The 19,583-nt window shown below is 31.6% G+C and carries 15 protein-coding genes and 2 tRNA genes; all 17 read right to left on the bottom strand.

Translation table 11 applies throughout. From position 1 onward, the window contains the following. Window positions 1-78: 78 nt before the first annotated feature. The 17 genes from nusG to RWN11_RS01640 all read right to left on the bottom strand — a co-directional run bounded on the left by nusG (window position 79) and on the right by RWN11_RS01640 (window position 19,459). Window positions 79-624 carry a transcription termination/antitermination protein NusG gene (gene nusG / locus RWN11_RS01720; protein WP_314160073.1) on the bottom strand — a complete coding sequence of 182 codons (546 nt, stop codon included), beginning with the start codon at window positions 622-624 and terminating at the stop codon, window positions 79-81. An 11-nt stretch (window positions 625-635) separates the two neighbouring features. Then, window positions 636-809 carry a preprotein translocase subunit SecE gene (secE, locus tag RWN11_RS01715; protein ID WP_314160072.1) on the bottom strand — a complete coding sequence of 58 codons (174 nt, stop codon included), beginning with the start codon at window positions 807-809 and terminating at the stop codon, window positions 636-638. 181 nt (window positions 810-990) lie between these two features. Next, complete coding sequence (locus tag RWN11_RS01710; RefSeq protein WP_314160071.1) at window positions 991-1,842, bottom strand: tetrahydrofolate dehydrogenase/cyclohydrolase catalytic domain-containing protein; 852 nt, start codon at window positions 1,840-1,842, stop codon at window positions 991-993. Beyond that, a complete protein-coding gene (gene plsY / locus RWN11_RS01705; RefSeq protein ID WP_314160070.1) occupies window positions 1,826-2,449 on the bottom strand; it encodes a glycerol-3-phosphate 1-O-acyltransferase PlsY in 624 nt (207 codons plus the stop codon). Before plsY ends, RWN11_RS01710 begins: the two co-directional genes overlap by 17 nt. Before the next feature lie 7 nt (window positions 2,450-2,456). After that, complete coding sequence (gene pheT, locus RWN11_RS01700) at window positions 2,457-4,850, bottom strand: phenylalanine--tRNA ligase subunit beta (RefSeq protein ID WP_314160068.1); 2,394 nt, start codon at window positions 4,848-4,850, stop codon at window positions 2,457-2,459. Window positions 4,851-4,862: 12 nt separating this feature from the next. Next, window positions 4,863-5,885 carry a phenylalanine--tRNA ligase subunit alpha gene (pheS, locus tag RWN11_RS01695; RefSeq protein ID WP_314160067.1) on the bottom strand — a complete coding sequence of 341 codons (1,023 nt, stop codon included), beginning with the start codon at window positions 5,883-5,885 and terminating at the stop codon, window positions 4,863-4,865. A gap of 481 nt (window positions 5,886-6,366) precedes the next feature. Continuing rightward, on the bottom strand, window positions 6,367-8,079 hold the full coding sequence (ptsP, locus tag RWN11_RS01690; protein WP_314160066.1) for a phosphoenolpyruvate--protein phosphotransferase: 1,713 nt from the start codon (window positions 8,077-8,079) through the stop codon (window positions 6,367-6,369). A gap of 1 nt (window position 8,080) precedes the next feature. Then, window positions 8,081-8,344, bottom strand: a complete 264-nt coding sequence (locus RWN11_RS01685) for a phosphocarrier protein HPr (RefSeq protein WP_003145399.1) — start codon at window positions 8,342-8,344, stop codon at window positions 8,081-8,083. A 334-nt stretch (window positions 8,345-8,678) separates the two neighbouring features. Further along, window positions 8,679-9,443, bottom strand: coding sequence for an epoxyqueuosine reductase QueH (locus RWN11_RS01680; protein WP_314160065.1), 765 nt, complete (start codon window positions 9,441-9,443; stop codon window positions 8,679-8,681). A 345-nt stretch (window positions 9,444-9,788) separates the two neighbouring features. Continuing rightward, window positions 9,789-10,790, bottom strand: coding sequence for a Holliday junction branch migration DNA helicase RuvB (gene ruvB, locus RWN11_RS01675; protein WP_314160064.1), 1,002 nt, complete (start codon window positions 10,788-10,790; stop codon window positions 9,789-9,791). A 19-nt stretch (window positions 10,791-10,809) separates the two neighbouring features. Beyond that, entirely contained in the window at window positions 10,810-11,391 is a 582-nt protein-coding gene (gene ruvA, locus RWN11_RS01670) for a Holliday junction branch migration protein RuvA (RefSeq protein ID WP_314160063.1), read from the bottom strand. 135 nt (window positions 11,392-11,526) lie between these two features. Next, entirely contained in the window at window positions 11,527-12,414 is an 888-nt protein-coding gene (locus RWN11_RS01665; RefSeq protein WP_314160062.1) for a phosphate/phosphite/phosphonate ABC transporter substrate-binding protein, read from the bottom strand. Between the two features lie 395 nt (window positions 12,415-12,809). Then, a tRNA-Cys gene (locus RWN11_RS01660) sits at window positions 12,810-12,883 on the bottom strand. 19 nt (window positions 12,884-12,902) lie between these two features. After that, window positions 12,903-12,978: transfer RNA gene (locus RWN11_RS01655), tRNA-His, on the bottom strand. A 227-nt stretch (window positions 12,979-13,205) separates the two neighbouring features. Further along, entirely contained in the window at window positions 13,206-18,185 is a 4,980-nt protein-coding gene (locus RWN11_RS01650; RefSeq protein ID WP_314160061.1) for a S8 family serine peptidase, read from the bottom strand. Window positions 18,186-18,324: 139 nt separating this feature from the next. Further along, entirely contained in the window at window positions 18,325-18,708 is a 384-nt protein-coding gene (locus RWN11_RS01645) for a VOC family protein (protein ID WP_314160060.1), read from the bottom strand. A 1-nt stretch (window position 18,709) separates the two neighbouring features. Next, entirely contained in the window at window positions 18,710-19,459 is a 750-nt protein-coding gene (locus tag RWN11_RS01640; protein WP_314160059.1) for a copper homeostasis protein CutC, read from the bottom strand. Between the last annotated feature and the right edge of the window lie 124 nt (window positions 19,460-19,583).

The raw sequence follows: 19,583 nt of genomic DNA, 5'->3' as shown, positions 1-19,583 counted from the left end.
AAATATGCAGTTGAATCCATAATTATTGCAATCTTTTCCACATTCTATCCGACTATCATAAAGATAGCTTTTCCTTTCTTAGAATTTTTCGATATTATAAAGTTCAAGCTCCACTTTAGTTTCTCTACCCATAAGTTCGATCATAACATCTGCTTTATAGTTATGTAAATCAAGGTTTACAACTTTACCTTCCATATCAACGAATGGACCAGAGATAATGCGAACGTAATCCCCAACTTCAATGTCAATATCTACAACATTTGATAGACCCATTTGTTGTAAAATAAAGTTAATTTCTTCTGGTAATAATGGACTAGGTTTAGAACCTCCACCGTGAGATCCAACAAACCCTGTTACACCAGGTGTATTTCTTACAACAAACCATGAATCATCAGTCATTACCAACTCAACAAGTACATATCCAGGGAATGTTTTTCTATTAACTTCTTTTTTCTTTCCTGTTGGAGTTAAGATTGTCTCTTTTTCTTCTGGAACAACGATTCTAAAAATCTTATCTTCCATTCCAAGAGACTCAACTCTTTTCTCAATATTATCTTTTACTTTGTTTTCATATCCAGAATACGTGTGTATTACATACCACTCTTTACTTACTGTATCGCTCATAATAACCTCTCTTATCTACTGAAGTGTCTAATTCCAGCAGTTATTCCTAAATCTACTACGTAGCTAAATAACATTAATATTCCAACTACAACAATAACAATTAGTGTTTTTCTAACAAGTTCACTAAAAGTTGGCCAACTTACCTTACGCATTTCTGTGGCAACTTTTTTCAAGAATCTAATCATTTATTAACAATCCTCCACATAAATTTCTTTACTCTCTACATTTTATAAATTATAACATAGTATAATTTATAAGTCTATATCTTTAAATATATTGCATTCTTGTACAATATATTATTGTATCATTAAATCAAAAACATTTCAATTAAATAAAGTCTCAAATAATATCTAGATTTTCTTGAAATTATTTTTCTAGTAAATCATAAGTAGCGGTTAATGTGTTTCTCATTAACATCGTGATTGTTAAAGGTCCTACTCCTCCAGGAACAGGAGAAATATAAGAAACTTTTTCCATAAACTCATCTAGATTTACATCTCCAACTAACTTACCATCTTTGTAGTTATTACCTACATCAATAATCGTACAAGTTGGTTTTACTTTTTCTTTTCCGCTTAGGAAATGTGCAACTCCCACACAGCTTACGATAATATCAGCTTGTTCTATTAATGCTTCTAAATCTTTAGTTCTAGAATGAGCAGTAATTACAGTTGCATTATTTTGAAGTAATAAAGTTGAAATAGGTTTACCCACAATATTACTTCTTCCAATTACTAGTGCAAGTTTCCCAGAAATTTCCTCACCAGTTGATTTAATCATTTCTAAAATCCCTAATGGCGTACACGGAATTAGTTTAGCTTCTCCAATCACCAACTTTCCTACATTGATAGGATGAAATCCATCTACATCTTTTGATGGAGTTACAGCATTCAGAACTTTTTCTGCATCTATGTGTTTTGGCAATGGTAATTGTACTAAAATTCCGTGAACCTTATCATCACTATTTAATTTTTCGATTTCATTTAATAAATCATCAGTAGAGATTTCTTCTGGTAACTCAATTTTTATAGAATTTATATTATTTTCTATACACGCTTTATGTTTAGAATTAACATAACTTCTTGATGCTTTATTATCTCCTACTAAAACAACTGCAAGTGTAGGCTCAACACCTTTTTCTCTTAAAGCAGCTGCTTCGTTTTTAATTTCTTCTCTCAACTCTTTCGCAAGTTGTGTTCCACTAATGATTTTTGTCATTCTTTTTTCCCTTCCCAATTTTTAATTTCGATTGATTTTCTGTCCCATTTATTAATCTTGATATATTCTTTTTGTGTACATAAATAACAAATACACACATAATTATCATTATCCACTTATCTATTCCTGTTTCAAAAATACTTAGGTATCCAATAGCAGTTATACTCATTAAAATACTTCCCAAAGAAACATATCCTGTTAAGAATAAATTTGCAAAGAATATTATCAATAATAATAAACTCAACATTGGATATAAGAAGATAAAAACTCCTGATCCCGTTGCTACAGCTTTTCCTCCTTTGAAGTTTGCAAAGATAGGAAATACATGCCCTATCATCGCAAAAGCTCCGAATATTGATAAAAAGTCCACTCTTCCTAACATTAATGTTGGAAGAAAAGTAGCAATTATCCCTTTAGATACATCGCATATAAATACTATAACTCCAGCCTTTTTCCCAAGACATCTGAATGTATTTGTTGTACCTAAATTTCCACTTCCAAGTGTTCTAATATCAGTATTATAAAATACTTTCCCTACTATTAATGCAAAAGGTATAGAACCAATTACATATGCCAAAACGCAAAATAATATTGTTTGTGTAATCATAGACTGCCTACCTAATAATAGCTCCGTACTCTGTAAGTGCAGAAAGTACTTTCTCATGTACCGCTGTTACTTCTTCATCTGTTAAAGTTTTTTGTTTATCACTATATGTAATAGTTAAAGCTAGTGATTTTTTACCAACTAATAACTCAGCACCAACATATAAGTCGAATAATTCTACTTTAGTAATTAATTTACTATTTACTGATTCAATTACATTATAGATATTTTGATATTCATCTTTAACATCAACTAACATAGCGATATCTCTTGTAATTTCAGGATATTTAGTTACCTCTTCATACTTAAGTTTAACTTTACTTTCTGAAATAACTTCATCTAAATTAATTTCAAATACATATGTAGTATTTAATCCAAGTTTATCTGCAACTTGTGGGTGAACTTCTCCAATAAATCCAATACGTTTTTCACCTAAATATACCTCAGCAAAACGTCCTGGGTGCATACCTTCAAGTTTAGATTTTTTATATGTAACTTTTTCATCTAATCCTAAACGATCAAAAACAACTTCTAAGTATCCTTTAGCAGCGAAGAAGTCTAAAGAGCTACTCTCTTTAAGCCATTTAGTTGCTCTTTCCTCTCCAGTTAGCGCAGCACTTAAGTATAGTGTTTCTTTAGGTTGGATATTATCATCTCCACTACCGAAGAATACACGTCCAATTTCAAGAAGTTTTAGATCTTTTTGTTTTCTAGCTACGTTGTATTGAACAGTGTTTAATAATCCTGGCACTAAACTTTGTCGTAAAGTCGAGTGAGTTTCAGTCATAGGCATTAATAATCTTACTTTATGATGATCTTCTAAAGTATACCCCGTGGCTTCTTCTTCAGATACTAATGAATAGTTAATAGTATCGTTAAATCCTAAGCTAGCGTATACTGCGCGCAGATCACGTACCATTCTTTGTGAATAAGTTAAACCACCTTTAGTAGTTTTAGAGAATTTTGGTAATGTTGAGGCTAGGTTATCGTATCCATAAATTCTAATAACTTCTTCAACTAAGTCTTGTTTAATTGAAATATCAGGTCTTCTAGTAGGTACTTTAACTACTAGGCTTTCTCCTGTTACTTCTACCATAAAACTTAATCCTTCTAAAATAGCTACGATTTCTTCAGTAGATAATGTTATTCCAAGGTAGTTGTTGATATATGAAGTAGTAATTTCTACAACTTTTTCTTCTTCTTTTTTAACTATTCCAACAGAACTTTCAACTACGGCATTTGGACATAATTCTAAAATTAATTCTACTGCACGAGCAAGAGCTGCTTTTTGCATATTAGGATCAATACCTTTTTCAAATCTTGCAGAAGAATCACTTCTTAACCCATGAGCAGCTGAAGTACGACGAACTGTTGTCGGATTAAAATATGCAGATTCTAAAATAATATTTTTAGTTTCTTCACTTACCTCTGTGTTTTTACCACCCATTACTCCTCCAAGAGCAATAGCGCGCGTTCCATCAGTAATTACTAAGTCAGTTGTTTGTAATTTTCTCTCTTCTCCATCAAGAGTTTCTAGAACTTCACCTTCTTTAGCATCACGAACTACGATTTTATCTCCAACTAGATCTTTGTCGAATGCATGCATTGGTTGACCAAATTCTAGAAGTACATAGTTTGTAATATCTACGATGTTGTTAATTGGACGAATACCAGAATTCATAAGTCTTGTTTGTAACCATAGTGGCGAAGATTTAACTTCAACATTTTTCACAACTTGACCTACATAGTTTCTACAAGAATCACTTTCGATGTCAACTTGCAATGAAGTCACTTCGTAACTTTCTTCTTTTTCTACATCATTAAAATTAACTTTTTTATTGTATAAAGCTCCTAATTCATAAGTAAGACCACGCATACTTAATACATCCGCTCTGTTAGGTGTAATTGATAAATCTAAGATATAATCATTTAAACCAAGTACTTCAACAACATCAGAACCTAACTCTTGCTCAGTCTCAAATACGTAGATACCTTCTTGATAATTTTTAGGCACTACACTCTTACTTAATCCTAATTCAGCTAATGAACAAATCATACCTTGTGATTCTACACCACGAAGTTTAGCTTTTTTAATTTTAATTTCTGGTAATTTCGCTCCTACTTTAGCAACAATTACATATTGTCCAGCATCAACATTTGGTGCACCACAAACAATTTGTAGATTTTCTTCTTCACCAACGTTTACTTGACATACATTTAATTTTTCAGCGTCAGGGTGTTTTTCTTTAGATACTACATATCCAACTACAACGTTAGAAATCTCTTCTGCTAAATATTCAACACCTTCAACTTCAATACCACCACGTGTGATTTTTTCAGCTAATGCATTTGCATTATCTTCAACATTCGTATATTGTTTTAACCAATTATAACTTACTAACATTACTACCTCCTATTAATCGTTTCTATCACTATTGAATTGTTCTAAGAATCTTACATCATTTGTGTAGAAACTTCTAATATCGCTAATTCCATATTTTAGCATTGCAACACGTTCTGGTCCCATACCAAACGCGAATCCAGAGTATACTTCTGGATCAAAACCAGCCATTTTAAGAACGTTAGGGTGAACCATACCAGCTCCTAAAATTTCAAGCCATTTAATGTTTTCTTCATCATCTTCATTACCCCAAGATACATCAACCTCTACTGAAGGTTCAGTGAATGGGAAGAAGCTTGGGCGCAGACGGATTTTTTTATTTTCTCCGAAGACAGCTTTAATAAAGTGCTCTAAAGTACCTTTTAAATCACTAAATGTGATATTTTTATCTACTACTAACCCCTCAATTTGAGTAAATTGGTGTGAGTGAGTAGCATCGTCATTATCACGACGAAATACTTTACCAGGGCAAATAATCTTGATAGGATCTTCTCCATTAGCTTTTAACATTTCACGTGCTTGAACAGGTGATGTTTGTGTTCTCATTAATAATTCATTTGTAATATAGAATGAATCTTGCATATCACGAGCTGGGTGATCTTTAGGTAAGTTTAACATCTCAAAGTTAAACTTATCAGTTTCTACCTCAGGTCCTTCAGCAACTGAATATCCCATAGAAATAAAGATTTCTTCAATCTCTTCAATAATTTTATTTAATGGATTAATTCCACCTAATTCAACTTTTTTACTAGGTAGAGTAACATCAATATCCTCACTAGATAATTTTAACTCTAATGCTGCCTTAGCTAATTCAGCTTTTCTCTCTTCTAAACTATCATTAATGAAAGTTTTAACCTCGTTAACAAGTTTTCCAAAAGTAGGTCTCTCTTCTGGCGATAAATCACGTGCACCTTTCATAACTTCTGTTAGTGCACCTTTTTTCCCTAAAAATTTAACTCTTAGGTCATAAAGTTCTTTTTCATCTTTAATTGTTTTAACTAATTCTAAATATTCTTTTCTTATATTCTCTAAAGTCATAAGTTCCTCCTTAAAAATTTAATATAAAGACATTGCTATAAGTTCTATTATTTATCCAAAATAAAAAGCCCCTCAAGACTTAGTCTCAAGGGACGAATATATCGTGGTACCACCCGCATTTTAAAGCAATTTGCTTCCTTAATAAAAGTTGATAACGGGTACCACCCGATTGTACTCATAGTCTACTTATACAATTACTCATAAGCTGAAAATATACTCTCAGTTCATACAACTCTTTCAGTCACGGAGTTGCTCCCTGTTAAAAACATCCAATATACCGTCTTAATCATCGTTTTTTGAAAAATTTATACTTAAAATGATAATACAAATACTCCTGAATGTCAACCAATAAGGTTGTTCTAATAACAAATTCCTCCTAGTTTTTGTATAAATAACTCTTCAAATTTATAATTATATTATATAGATAAACTTTGCTTAGTGTAAAAAAGACTTTCGATTTCCATCGAAAGTCTTTTAATAATTATTTAGTATATTCTGCAACTAATGCTAATACTTCTTCAGTTGTTGAACACATAATAGCTTTATCAACTAACTCTTTCATTTTTTCTAATGATAAGTTTTTGATTTGGCTACGTGCTTGAAGAATTGAAGTAGCTGACATAGAGAACTCATCTAATCCCATACCTAATAATAATGGAATAGCTAAGCTGTCTCCTGCCATTTCTCCACACATTCCAGTCCATTTACCTTCTTTATGAGATGCTTCAATAACATTTTTCACAAGACGTAAAATTGCTGGGTTATATGGTTGGTATAAGTATGAAACTTTTTCACTCATACGGTCTGCAGCCATAGTATATTGAACTAAGTCGTTAGTACCAATTGAGAAGAAGTCAACTTCTTTAGCGAAGATATCAGCAATAACAGCAGTTGATGGAATCTCAACCATGATACCTAATTCGATATCGTTACTTACTGCAACACCTTCAGCTACTAATTTTTCTTTTTCTTCTAAGAATAAAGCTTTAGCATCTCTGAATTCTTGAACTGTAGCGATCATTGGGAACATTACACAAAGTTTACCGTAAACAGATGCACGTAATAATGCTCTAAGTTGAGTTCTGAATAACTCTTTTTCTTCTAGGCAAAGACGAATTGCTCTAAACCCTAAGAATGGATTCATTTCTTTTGGTAAATCTAGGTATGGTAATTCTTTATCTCCACCGATGTCTAAAGTACGAACTACAACAGGTCTGTCACCCATTCCTTCTAATACTGCTTTATAAGCTTCGAATTGTTCATCTTCAGTTGGTAATTGATCACGTCCCATGTATAAGAATTCTGTGCGATATAATCCTACAGCTTCTCCACCATTGTTGTTAACACCTTCTAAATCAGCAGGTGTCCCAATATTAGCTGCTAAAATCACTTCATGACCATCTTTAGTTACAGATTTTTCTGTTTTTAATTTAGCCCATTCAGCTTTTTGTTCTTCAAATTTAGCATGTTTTTCTTTTAATTCAGCTGTAGTAGCTTCATCTGGATTTACATATACAACACCATTTAATCCGTCAAGAATAAGCACATCTCCATTCTTAACTTCATCAGTGATTGTACTAGTTCCTACTACTGCAGGAATTTCTAATGATCTAGCCATAATAGCTGAGTGAGATGTACGCCCACCAATATTTGTAGCAAAACCTTTAACAAATTGTTTGTTAAGTTGAGCTGTATCAGATGGAGTTAAGTCCTCTGCGATAACAATAACTTCTTCATCGATTAAACTTGGATTTGGTAAATCTACGTCTAGTAAGTGAGCTAAAATACGTTTAGATACGTCACGGATATCAGCTGCACGTTCTTTCATGTAGTCATTATCCATAGATTCAAACATTGAAACAAACATATCTGAAGTTTCTTTTAGTGCATATTCAGCGTTAATTTCTTTTGATTGAATGTCAGTTTTAACAGTTCCCATAAATTCTGGGTCTTCTAAAATTAATAAATGAGCTTCGAAAATTGCTGCTTTATCAGCTCCTAAATTTTCATGAGCTTTATCTTTAATAATTGTTAATTCTTTTTTAGAAATTTCAATCGCATCTTCAAAACGTTTAACCTCAGCAACTACATCTTGAACTTTAACCTCACTAACTGTAAGGTTTGGCTCAACTAAAATGTATGCTTTAGCAAAAGATATCCCTTGAGAGGCTGCAATACCTTTTAGTTGTAACATTTTATGCTAATCCTTCTTTCTTCATTGTTTCTTCAAGTGCTGCTAATGCTTCTGCTTCGTCAGCTCCGTCAGCGTAAATTACGATATCAGCGTCTTTTCCAACTCCAAGACTCATAACACCCATAATTGATTTTAAGTTAACTTTACGTCCGTTGAATTCTAATTCAATGTTTGATTGGAATTTTGATGCAGCTTGTACTAATAAAGTAGCTGGTCTAGCGTGGATTCCTGTTTCATCAATAACTTTAAATTCTTTTTGTAACATAGTCATGTCTCCTTTTATTTAAAAAAATATTTACATTCAAATAATAACACATGAAAGCAATATTTACAAGTATTTTATACTAATTTCACATTTGCATTCTACCTTATTTATCAACAAAGAAAACCATTTCTTGATTAGTAACAACATTTTACTACTCCCTTATTGAAAAAATAATGAAAACTGTTTTTTCAACATTAATTACAAAGAAAGTATTATTAAAGCAAAAAAGTATCATTCCCAAATATAGTAACGATACTTTTTTATTATTAATCTTTTTATTAAAATTTAAAATTATTATATTTTTTATTGTTATATTGTTAACCTAAATATAATATTAAACTAGTTCTCCACCTAGTTTAATAATAGATTTAAACCTCTCATAATCTTCATGGTTTCTATTAAAATCACGAGCATTTTGATTAACCGTCTTAAAATCTATCCCTTGATCTTTAGCAGCAAATACACATCCACAGTAACATTGTCGATATATATTATAATCATTACACATTTCTACAGATCTTCTGTAACCATTATTCTTTTTAAAATCTGAAGGCAGATAATATATTGAAACCTGTTCTTGAAGTACATAACCCGCCTCATTTATTACAGTGGCATTCTTTTTAGGACTAAGTGTTAAAGCAGAAGCAAAATAATCATAACCTAATTCTTCAGCTTTTTGAGCAGAAGAGTCTAAACGCATTTCATAGCAAATATGACATCTATCTCCTCCTTCTCTATCCTCTTCATGTCCTTTTACAGCACTGATAAATTTACTAGGTGCATACTCATCAGCTAAAAATTTAATCTTTTTGTCATTTCTTTTATTGAACTCTTCGACAAAATCTTTTTGTACTAACATACGTTTGATATATTCTTCTTTTGGATGAATATTAGAGTTCGAGAAAAATATTGTAATATCACTAATCTCAGATAAATATTCTAATACATATGTACTACAAGGAGCACAACAAGAGTGAATAAGAATTTTCGGACGAAAATTAGTCTTCTCCCATTCTTTTATAAGTTCTTTTAGTACATTATCATAATTAATCTTTTGATTTTTATGTCTAGTATTTATAAATTGTTTACTATCAATCATACAAATTTAATCCTTCTTAAATTTCTTATATTTTACTACATAAGTTTAATATACTTTAATTTATTTTACAATTAATATCATTTCTAATTAAAAAATATTATCAATAGCACCTTTAAAATCTTATAAAAATAAGTTCCGTAAAGGTTTTGACACAAAAGTCCTAAATTTTAAAAAAGTGTATATGATAACTCCTAGACGCAGTGGTTTATTGATATCTAAATTTGCTTTATAAAAGCTTTTTAGATATCTAATAAACTTTGCAGGGGGGGACTCAACAAAATCTTGTTTCTCGTAAATCACGATTTTTGAGTCACTCCCAATTTACCGAAACCCATTATTTATTAATTATTCAACTTTATACGCTATTCCTAAATGTTGATATGCTTTAGGTGTGGCACGACGTCCTCTAGGTGTACGTTCTATAAATCCTTCTTTTACAAGATACGGCTCATAAACATCTTCTATAGTAATACTTTCTTCACCAATAGTCACAGCAATTGTTTCAAGTCCAACAGCACGACCATCATAACGCTTAATCAAACATTCAAGTATTTTATAGTCAATATTATCAAGACCTTTCGCATCTACTTGTAGTAAATCCAACGATTCAACAGCTAAGTCCTTAGCTATAACACCATCATTTTTCACTTGAGCAAAGTCTCTTACGCGTTTAAGAAGCCTATTCGCTATTCGAGGTGTTCCACGAGATCTCATGGCTATTTCATATGAACTCTCTTCATCTATATCACATTCAAAAATATCAGATGTTCTTTCTATAATATTTTGCAGTTCAGAAATAGTATAAAATTCCAGACGACAATGCACACCGAATCTATCTCGAAGGGGCGCAGTTAAAGCTCCTGCTCTTGTCGTTGCACCAACCAATGTAAATGGTGGTAGTTCAATTCTAATACTGCGTGATTCTTCACCTTTTCCTATTACAATATCAAGATAAAAATCTTCCATCGCAGAATATAATATTTCTTCAATAGATCTACTTATTCTGTGAATTTCATCGATAAAAAGAACATCACCTGGTTCAAGACTAGTCAATATAGCAGCTAAATCTCCAGATTTCTCTATTGCAGGTCCTGAAGTATATTTAATCCCCACTTCCATCTCATTAGCAATAATTGTCGCAAGTGTAGTCTTACCTAATCCAGGAGGTCCATATAATAAGCAATGATCTAGAACTTCACCACGAAGTTTTGCAGCTTCTATAAATATTTTCAAATTACTTTTTATCTGTTCTTGTCCTATATACTGGCTAAGAAACTTCGGTCTTAAAGACTGTTCCTCACGCTCTTCACCAAAATTTTGGCTTGCAGATACCATTCTATCTTCCATAATTTCCTCCTTTCATCAATTATGCATTCATTAATAATTTTAATCCCTGTTTTACATATTCATCAACACCAGCGAAGTCGAATGCTGATAATTTTTTCTCAATTTTTGCAAGTTCTTTTTTACTATATCCTAGAGCTTCCAATGCTAACATTGCATCACTTAGATAATTATTTACAGCAGTTGGAGCACTACTAATATTAGTCATACTGAAATCAACTTTACCTTGTAAATCAAGAATAATTTGTTGAGCAGATTTTTTCCCAATTCCCGGAAACTTCGTTAAATATGTTACATCTTGATTCTCGATAGCTCCAATAATTTCTTCACTAGTTCCTCCAGCTAATATAGCTAAAGCACTCTTAGGGCCTACACCTTTTACCTTTAATAATAGTAAAAATACTTTTTTCTGATCTTTATTAGAAAATCCATAAAGAATATTAGAATCTTCTCTTACTTGTTGACTTATAAAAACTATTTTTTCTTCATTTAATTGATATTCATACGGATTAGCAACAACTATCTCATAACCTATTCCATTATTATCTACAACGATATTTGCCGGATTTACTTCCGAAATTTTTCCTTTAATATATGCGTACATTACATTCACACTCCTGATTGATTATTTAATTATAAAATTAAACGTAAAAAATCTCAAGTGTTTTATATAATTAAAATAATTTCTAAAATTACAGACAAAAAAAAACTTGGCACATTATGCACCAAGTTCATATTTCTATTTTACTTTATCTAAATCAACATTCATAACTTTTGCAGTTGCTTCTACTTTTTTATATGCATCTTGATCCACATCAGTAAATCCAGTGATACTAAACATCTTTGTGAATAATTCTTTCATTTTTGGATCTTTCTCTATGTCACGAAGAGCTTTTTCTAGTTTTTCTTGTAACTCTTTATCCATTTTGCTAGAAGTTGTAACCATAACACCAGGAATCATATCACTAGTTGCTAATTTTTGAATATCAGTTTTTGCTTGTGGGAAGTCTTTAGCATATCTTTCTTCCACTCCATCAAATGTCGCAATTACATCAACATCTTTGTTAAGAAGTAGTTGTAAACTCTTATCATGTCCACCACTAAATTGATAACTAATATCTTTATCTAAGTTAAGACCTGCTTCAACTAACATAGCACCTGGATAAATATATCCTGATGAAGATGAAGGATCTACAAATGCTACTTTTTTACCTTTAACATCTTGAAGTGATTTAATACCAGAATCTTTTCTTACATATAATTCAGCAGTGTATCCAGGTTTTCCTGTTTTACCTTTTGATGTTAGTATAGGTTTTGCACTACTTTGTTTTTGAGCTAGTAGTGATGAAAATGGAGGAATGATACCAAAATCAACACTTCCACTACCTAAACCTTCAACTACACCAATATAGTTACTAGCTGTGAAAGCTTCTACTTTTACTCCTAATCTTTCAGAAAGATAATCAGAGATTGGTTTAAGATCTTCAACAAGTTTCTCACTATTTTTCAGAGGAACAAATCCCATTTTAATAACTTTTTCTTCTTTTTTCGTTTCAGTCTTTGCAGTACATCCAACTATAGAGAAGACAAAAATAAAACTAAATAACGCCAATAATATTTTTTTCATATTATTTCCTCCTCGATATTTTAAAAATAAATTTGATATAATTTTATCACAAAAAAAACAATATATCTAGCTTTTAAAAGGAAATAATAACAATTTTAATAAGAACTTTACGGGGCTGATACAAAAGTCCTAAAATGTAACAAAGTTCAGATGAGAACTCATAGACGCAGTGGTTTATTGATATCTAAATTCGCTTTATAAAAGCTTTTTAGATATCTAATAAACTGTGCGGGGGTGACTCAACAAAATCGATTTCTATGAAATCACGATTTTTGAGTCACTCTCTCGGTAATTATCAATAAATTCCCGAATATTTTCATAATACAAGAATCATAGATAATATAAACCGTAATTTAGGCATAAAAAAAACACCTTATAAAAAGATGAGTAAAAATTGGAGGCGGCTACCGGATTTGAACCGGTGATCAAGGTTTTGCAGACCCGTGCCTTACCACTTGGCTAAGCCGCCTTAAGATATTAAATTTTAATGGGGCGGCTGAGGGGAATCGAACCCCCGAATGTCGGAACCACAATCCGATGCGTTAACCACTTCGCCACAGCCGCCATATCAAGAACAATATTTATTATACATTTTTCATCAAATTATGTCAAGAACTTTTTTAATAATTTTCAAATTTTCAACTACCTATTCAGTATTAATACTCATACCTAATTCCTTACAATCATTACTAATTTCAATATTTCAACAACTCTCTATATTTAGCCCTTTCATAATGCAAATTAATAATTCTCCTTAACCTAAAGGTTAAAGAGAATTATTAAACTACCTATTATTTAGTATTTTTTCTTCTTCTCAGTATGTATACTAAACAAATTAATGCAAGTCCTACAAAGGTTGTAGGTAAAGCTAATGTTCCTGTTTTAGCTAATAGAGAATTTGATTTGCCTACAGTTCCAAGATTTGCTTGAGAATTGTTTACTACCATTCCTTGATCTTTAGCTATATCTGCTAATCCTACACTTGATTTATCTTTATCTTTCTTAAATACATCACCAAGTAAAGTTGACAATCTAGATTTTTCTTTACTTACTTTTTCTGATGCTTTTTTAAGAGTTTCTAATGCACTGTTTACTTCATCTTGTTTTGCATTTGCATTAGATAATACTAAAATAGCTGCTTTAAGAGCTGCTTTATATTCTTTCTTAGCTGTTTCTTCTGTTTCTTTAAAGCTATCTTGTGCTGTAAGGTCTCCATTTTTCTCAACTTCAGCCGCAAGCTCTTTTTTATCTACACTTTGTACTTCTGCTTTTGGTTGCTCACCTTTATTTTCTTTAGGTGTCTCTGCTTTTGGTTGTTCTACTTTGCCAGTGTATTCTTTAGGTGCTTCTGCCTTCTCTGGTTCACCTTTTGCCTCTTTTGGTTTAACACCATCAAGTTTAGAAATGACTGTATTTAACTCTTCAACAGCTTTATTCACTTCTTCTTGTGTCGCATGCTCGTCTTCTAAAAGTTGTTTAGCTTTATTAATAGCTTTGTTATACGCTTCTTTTGCATCTAATGACGCATATTCATACTTATCACTATCAGTTGTAACTTTGAAATTATCAGAAGCTAGTTTCAGTTGGCTCTTATCTACTTTAACCTCTTCTTTAGGTGCATTTTTCTCTACAAGTGCCACAAAATTACTAAATCCATCTACTGTGAAGACAAATTTACCATCAACTACTTCACCATTAACTGGCTCAATTGTCCCATCTTTTTTCTCATGACCAAATTTCGCTGGCATTTTATCTAATGATAAAGTAACTTTTCTAGTTCCATCAACTTCTACAACATTATTATTTCTATCTTCTAAATGGATATCATAAAATACTACATCATATTTAGTTAAATCAATCTTACTGTCAGTTAACTGTTTAAGTATTTTTTCCTTGCTAGCTTTTTCAACATCTCCAACTACAAGTTTATAATCATTATAAAGTTTAGCTTCTCCAAACTCAACAGTCGCTGGAGTAGTTGCTCCTTCTGCAGTTGTAACACTAGCTACTTTCTCAGCTACACTTAATTGTAATTCTTTTGTATTACGACCGTTTCCTACTACAAGTTCAAAATTATTTTCAGAAGATCTATATCCCTCAGGTAATACTACTTCAACAGTATATTTACCATTATTTAATCGTTTTTGGAATTCTTTTTCACTGTATAGACTTCTTGATAATTCTATTTTTTCACCTTGTTCATTCGTAACAAATACTTTTGCTCCAGCAGGTATAACTTTATCAAATTTAATTATTGTCGTATTTCTCTTTTGTTCTTCAAATGTAAATTCAACAGATTTAGTTGAGTCATCTTTAGTAATCTCAAAAGCAACTTCTTTAGGACTAGTTAATTTAAGAGCTTCATCAGTTAGAACTACTTGTACAGTATATTTACCATATGGCAGAGCTGTCAGATTCTTACCATTCTTCGTGAAGTCTTCTCCTACTAATTCCCCTTTTTCATTCTTAATAGCATATCTTACGTTAGTAGAATAATCACCTGTTCCATCTTTAGCTGTAGTTTTAATTTCTACAGTTCCTTTTTCAGTATTTTGAACTTTTGAAATTCCAACACTATCTTTATTCCCTGCGAAATCACCTACTTCATAAGTAAATTTATCTAGAGAAACTTTTTCTGGAAGAGTAAAAGTACCGTCAATATTTGGTTCAACAACAACTTCACTTTCTATTGTTTTGCCATCTTTACCTTTTTTAGTTACTTTATAACTTAGTTTTTTATAAAGTACTCCACTTCCATTTTCTTTTACAGCATATGGTTTAAACGTTCTTGTTTTTTCATCATAAACTCCACCTGTACCAACAATTTGTGGTGCAACTCTATCAATAGTAACGTTAAATGCAGTCTCTTGCATTTTCGCACCTGTTGCAACAGGACTATAACTAACTACATACTGATATTCACCATCTGGTAATGGATTTCCATTTTTGTCTTGTCCCTTCCAGTTTGTTTCAGTAACTAACACAGCTTTTTTATTAGTAGACTTGTTATGGAAGAAGTTCTTTTTACCAGAAACATTACCATTTTCATATAATGGATTTTTACGTTCAACATCGTCTTTGGCATAAACTGATAATTTAAGATTCTCATAGTTTCTTAAGAATGTTGCTTTAAATCCAACCTCATCGTGTTGTCTATCACCATTTGGAGAAAATGCCAATTTACCAAAATAATTAGACTTAGTCTTAGGATCATTGTACTCTCCTAAAACTTTAATGTTCTTTTCTTCACCATTTACATCAACAGTAACTAATGAAGTAAAGTTATTTTTATCATCACGCTCTGTTGTATTAGGTTTATAGTAATAGAATGGTTTTTCATTTCCTTTAAATTCATATATTGGTTTTTCTACTACAGGTAGATTTTGGAACTCTCCTTTAAAACCAACATATGGAATTCCAGCAACTGCTGTATTCGTATCTTTAGGATCAAAGAATCTTACAAATCCTTCAAGATAATAACCATTTGGCATTTGTCCTTCTAATTCATTTCTGAATTGCGTAGCATCAACTGTGATAGTAACTGTTTTTTCTCCTTTTGCAGGAACTACTACAGTCTCTCCACCATTACTTTCTGATAATTGTCTAGGTTTTAGTGTAATTTGTCCATTTTCTACACCATCAGTATTTAAATAAGACTTGTAAACAAGTTCCTTAGGTTGATCAGATAAGTTATGTAGTACTACATTAAATTTAAATGTATCTTGGACATTACCTAAAGAGATACTTCCATAATCATTATCTCCAGTTACATATAAATCACCAAATGCCGCTTTAGAGACATCAATAACTCCTGCTCCTTGTTGTCTTGGTGATGTAAATGCTTTTGTTTCATTATTATAATTTGGAATCGCAGTACTCATTAATAGGTGTTTTATCAATTTCTGTAATTCTTCTCCTTGAAGGTCTGGATATCTTTCTTGGAATACTTGTTTCATTAAAGATATAGCTCCAGCTACGTGTGGTGAAGCCATACTTGTTCCACTATCTAATCCGTATGTTCCATTATTGAATGAAGAATAAACATCACCACCTGGTGCCGTAACATCAGGCTTAAACAATCCATCTCCTGTTACTCCCCAACTTGTAAAATCAGCAATTTGATTCGCTTGTGGATGTGGTCTCTTACTAAAGTGTCCAGTAAATTTCAATTTGTAGAAATCTGGATAAGTAGCTAATAAATTACCAAATTTATACCCAACAAACACTACAGGGAAATCACTATCGTAATTATTTAATGCTACATTTAGTAATTCTTCTCCACCTTCTTTAGTGTTATATAAAACAGCACCTACAGCTCCAGCCTTCTTAGCTGCTGCTACTTTATCAGCAAAGGTATTTCCACCCCCACGCATCATCACTGCAATCTTACCTTTTACATCTTGATTTTTAAAATCATTTTCTAAACCATATCCAGCATTAAATAATGAATACTCAACTTTAGGATCAAATTTCTTAGTAAATGGTCTTATTGTAGCTTCTCCATTATCCCATTCTTCATTTCCTTCTAATCCTACTAAAGTCATAACTTCAGTATTCATTACACTATTATTTATTGCTGCTACAGCTATTGAGTCAGGTGTTACAGATGGTGTTCCAATTAATCCATAATCTGGATTTGACGCACTTGGTTTACTTTGACCATTTCCAAATACATTATCATTCCCCGCCGCAACTACTACGTTAACTCCAGCCTTTTTAGCAAGTGCAATTGCATCGATAGTACCTTGTCCAACTTCTGTTACTGCTCCAGCTGTTGCACCTAAACTCATATTAATAGAATCAGCACCTAATTTAACAGCATCCTCAATAGCTTTAACATATAGGAACGTACTAGTTTTTGCTCCACCTTGTTTATCTGAGAATACTCTCATGAAAATTAATTGCGACTCTGGAGCAACTCCTGCTACATATTCATTGTTTGGTGCTTTTTTTGTTGGATTACCTACTGAAGTACCTACAACGTGCATTCCGTGAGATTTATCTTTTTTCTCTTTTAAATTATTATCCCAATCGTAGTAGTTAAATGCATAAATTAATTTATCACTATACCATTTACCATAGTCAATTCCAGCTTTTTCTTTTACAGCTTCAAGCTCAGCTTTATTTTTATACTTCGCTTTACTTGTGTCAGTTAGATGTAATATGTCATGATTAGGATCTAACCCTGAGTCAATAACAGCCACTACTCTTCCTTGACCTTTATATCCTTTATCCCATAAACTCTGTACACCAATAATTCTATTGCTATCGATAACTGTATTTTTTAAAGCAGTATCATCTTCATTATTTTTTGTAGTAGTCTCAGGAACTTCATAATCAACACTCACTTCAACACTGTTTACAAAATCCATCGCCTGAATTTTTTTAGCATCAGCATATGAAGTTTCTAAAGAAAATCCATTTAAAAGTGTATCATATTCAAATAATACTTTATAATCGACACCTTTATCTTTAATTTCTTTTAAAGCTCTTTCACGTGGTTCTTTAGTGCTTTTTTCACGCTCTTTTCTTCCTTCTTCTGTTTTTAATGAATTAGGATCTACTTTATCCTCTTTTAAAGATACAATAATTTTAACTTTGTCTTCATCTTTAAAAGTATGTGCAGAGGCATTAGATAAGGCATCAATCTTACCATTTTCCTCAGCATATACCCATTTTTTCTCTAAATTATTAAAATTCATTACATGTAGATTTGTAAGTATCAACGTTGCTGTTACAAATGATACAGCAGCTTTTTTTCTAAATTTCATTATCCCGCTCCTTTTTTAAGTATATTTTAGTTACATTTCTATATTTAATCACATATAATCAGAAAAATCAAGATATTTTTCAATGAATTTTACGTAAATAAAAGAAACTTAGTATTGTCGCTAAGTTTCTTTTATTTTGTTATTCATGTATTTCTAACGGTAAACCATCAGGATCGAAGAAAAATGCCATCTTTCTTTTATCAAAATCATCATAACGAAGTTCTTCATGTAAAATACCAAGCGTATCAAATTTCTTTAACATTTCTTCCACATTATCTACTCTAAAAGCTAGGTGCCGTAATCCAGTATATTCTGGTATTGGTATTTTCGGTCTCATAGGGGCATCTTCTTTAATAAATATTTCCAAAACTAAATCACCATTCTGAACGTTAATAATGATATCATTCTTTTCTGGTCTATTATGTTCACTTATAACCTTGAACCCTAATTTATCTACATAGAATTCCTTAGTTTTTCTGTAGTTTGTTCCTATTATTGCTATATGATGTACGTTACTAAACATTCTATTCCTCATTTAATCTTTTTACTATTTGCACAGCTTGAGTTAACTCTTTAGGATTTACTTCTTCATAGTCACCTTTGTCTGTATATCTGTATGTTACATTCATACCAGTCGTTGTTTGATCAACACCATACTTTTTAAACGTTCCATGAACTTGAGTAACTCCAGTTTTTTTAATAATACTTTCTATATTTTCTGTAGAAATACCCGCACCAGCTAAAATTTCAATTCTATCACCGAATTTTTCTTGCAATAACTTTAATAACTTAGTACCTTTATCTACATTAGCTTCTAGACCACTTGTCAAAACTCTAGTACATCCTAATTCAATTAAATGCTGAATGTTGCATTCAGGTTCATCAGAACAATCAAATGCTCTATGAAAAACACTATCTGCTTCAAAACTTTTACATAGGTTTATCATCTTTTCTGTCGCTTCCCAATCTATCTTTCTATCTTCATTTAAAAATCCAAATACAATCCCCTTAGCTCCGTGCCTTAGCAGTTCTCTTGCTTCTCTATACATTTGTTCTTTTTCTATTTCAGAATAACAAAAACCTCCTCCCCTAGGTCTAACCATCCCCATTATCGGTATTTTTACTCCATTTTCTATAACAATATCTAGAGTAGTTGTCGTTGGAGTTAATCCCCCTAAATAACTAGCACTAATTAACTCTATTCTATCTGCACCTTCATTTTGCGCTACAATACAATCTTGTACACTATTAGCACACACTTCAATTTTTATCATACTCAAATTCTCCTTAAATTTTTATAATTTTATTATATCACAAATTTTTGTCGTAATATCCTACTATATCACGTATTATATATTTATATGCATTTTAATAAATATAAATAAGGGAGTGACCCAA

It is taken from the genome of uncultured Gemella sp., assembly GCF_963519265.1.
Lineage (GTDB): Bacteria > Bacillota > Bacilli > Staphylococcales > Gemellaceae > Gemella.
Note: the sequence above shows the minus strand (reverse complement) of the source record. Positions and strands in the feature narration are given on the sequence as shown.

Excerpts from the sequence above, each read along its gene's own strand:
- ruvA (WP_314160063.1), bottom strand. The coding sequence starts at position 11,391 with ATGTACGCATATATTAAAGGAAAAATTTCGGAAGTAAATCCGGCAAAT.
- RWN11_RS01650 (WP_314160061.1), bottom strand. The coding sequence starts at position 18,185 with ATGAAATTTAGAAAAAAAGCTGCTGTATCATTTGTAACAGCAACGTTG.
- ruvB (WP_314160064.1), bottom strand. The coding sequence starts at position 10,790 with ATGGAAGATAGAATGGTATCTGCAAGCCAAAATTTTGGTGAAGAGCGT.
- pheS (WP_314160067.1), bottom strand. The coding sequence starts at position 5,885 with ATGACTTTAGAGAATATAAGAAAAGAATATTTAGAATTAGTTAAAACA.
- ptsP (WP_314160066.1), bottom strand. The coding sequence starts at position 8,079 with ATGTTACAACTAAAAGGTATTGCAGCCTCTCAAGGGATATCTTTTGCT.
- RWN11_RS01685 (WP_003145399.1), bottom strand. The coding sequence starts at position 8,344 with ATGTTACAAAAAGAATTTAAAGTTATTGATGAAACAGGAATCCACGCT.
- RWN11_RS01665 (WP_314160062.1), bottom strand. The coding sequence starts at position 12,414 with ATGAAAAAAATATTATTGGCGTTATTTAGTTTTATTTTTGTCTTCTCT.
- RWN11_RS01645 (WP_314160060.1), bottom strand. The coding sequence starts at position 18,708 with ATGTTTAGTAACGTACATCATATAGCAATAATAGGAACAAACTACAGA.
- RWN11_RS01710 (WP_314160071.1), bottom strand. The coding sequence starts at position 1,842 with ATGACAAAAATCATTAGTGGAACACAACTTGCGAAAGAGTTGAGAGAA.
- RWN11_RS01680 (WP_314160065.1), bottom strand. The coding sequence starts at position 9,443 with ATGATTGATAGTAAACAATTTATAAATACTAGACATAAAAATCAAAAG.
- plsY (WP_314160070.1), bottom strand. The coding sequence starts at position 2,449 with ATGATTACACAAACAATATTATTTTGCGTTTTGGCATATGTAATTGGT.
- secE (WP_314160072.1), bottom strand. The coding sequence starts at position 809 with ATGATTAGATTCTTGAAAAAAGTTGCCACAGAAATGCGTAAGGTAAGT.
- pheT (WP_314160068.1), bottom strand. The coding sequence starts at position 4,850 with ATGTTAGTAAGTTATAATTGGTTAAAACAATATACGAATGTTGAAGAT.
- RWN11_RS01640 (WP_314160059.1), bottom strand. The coding sequence starts at position 19,459 with ATGATAAAAATTGAAGTGTGTGCTAATAGTGTACAAGATTGTATTGTA.
- nusG (WP_314160073.1), bottom strand. The coding sequence starts at position 624 with ATGAGCGATACAGTAAGTAAAGAGTGGTATGTAATACACACGTATTCT.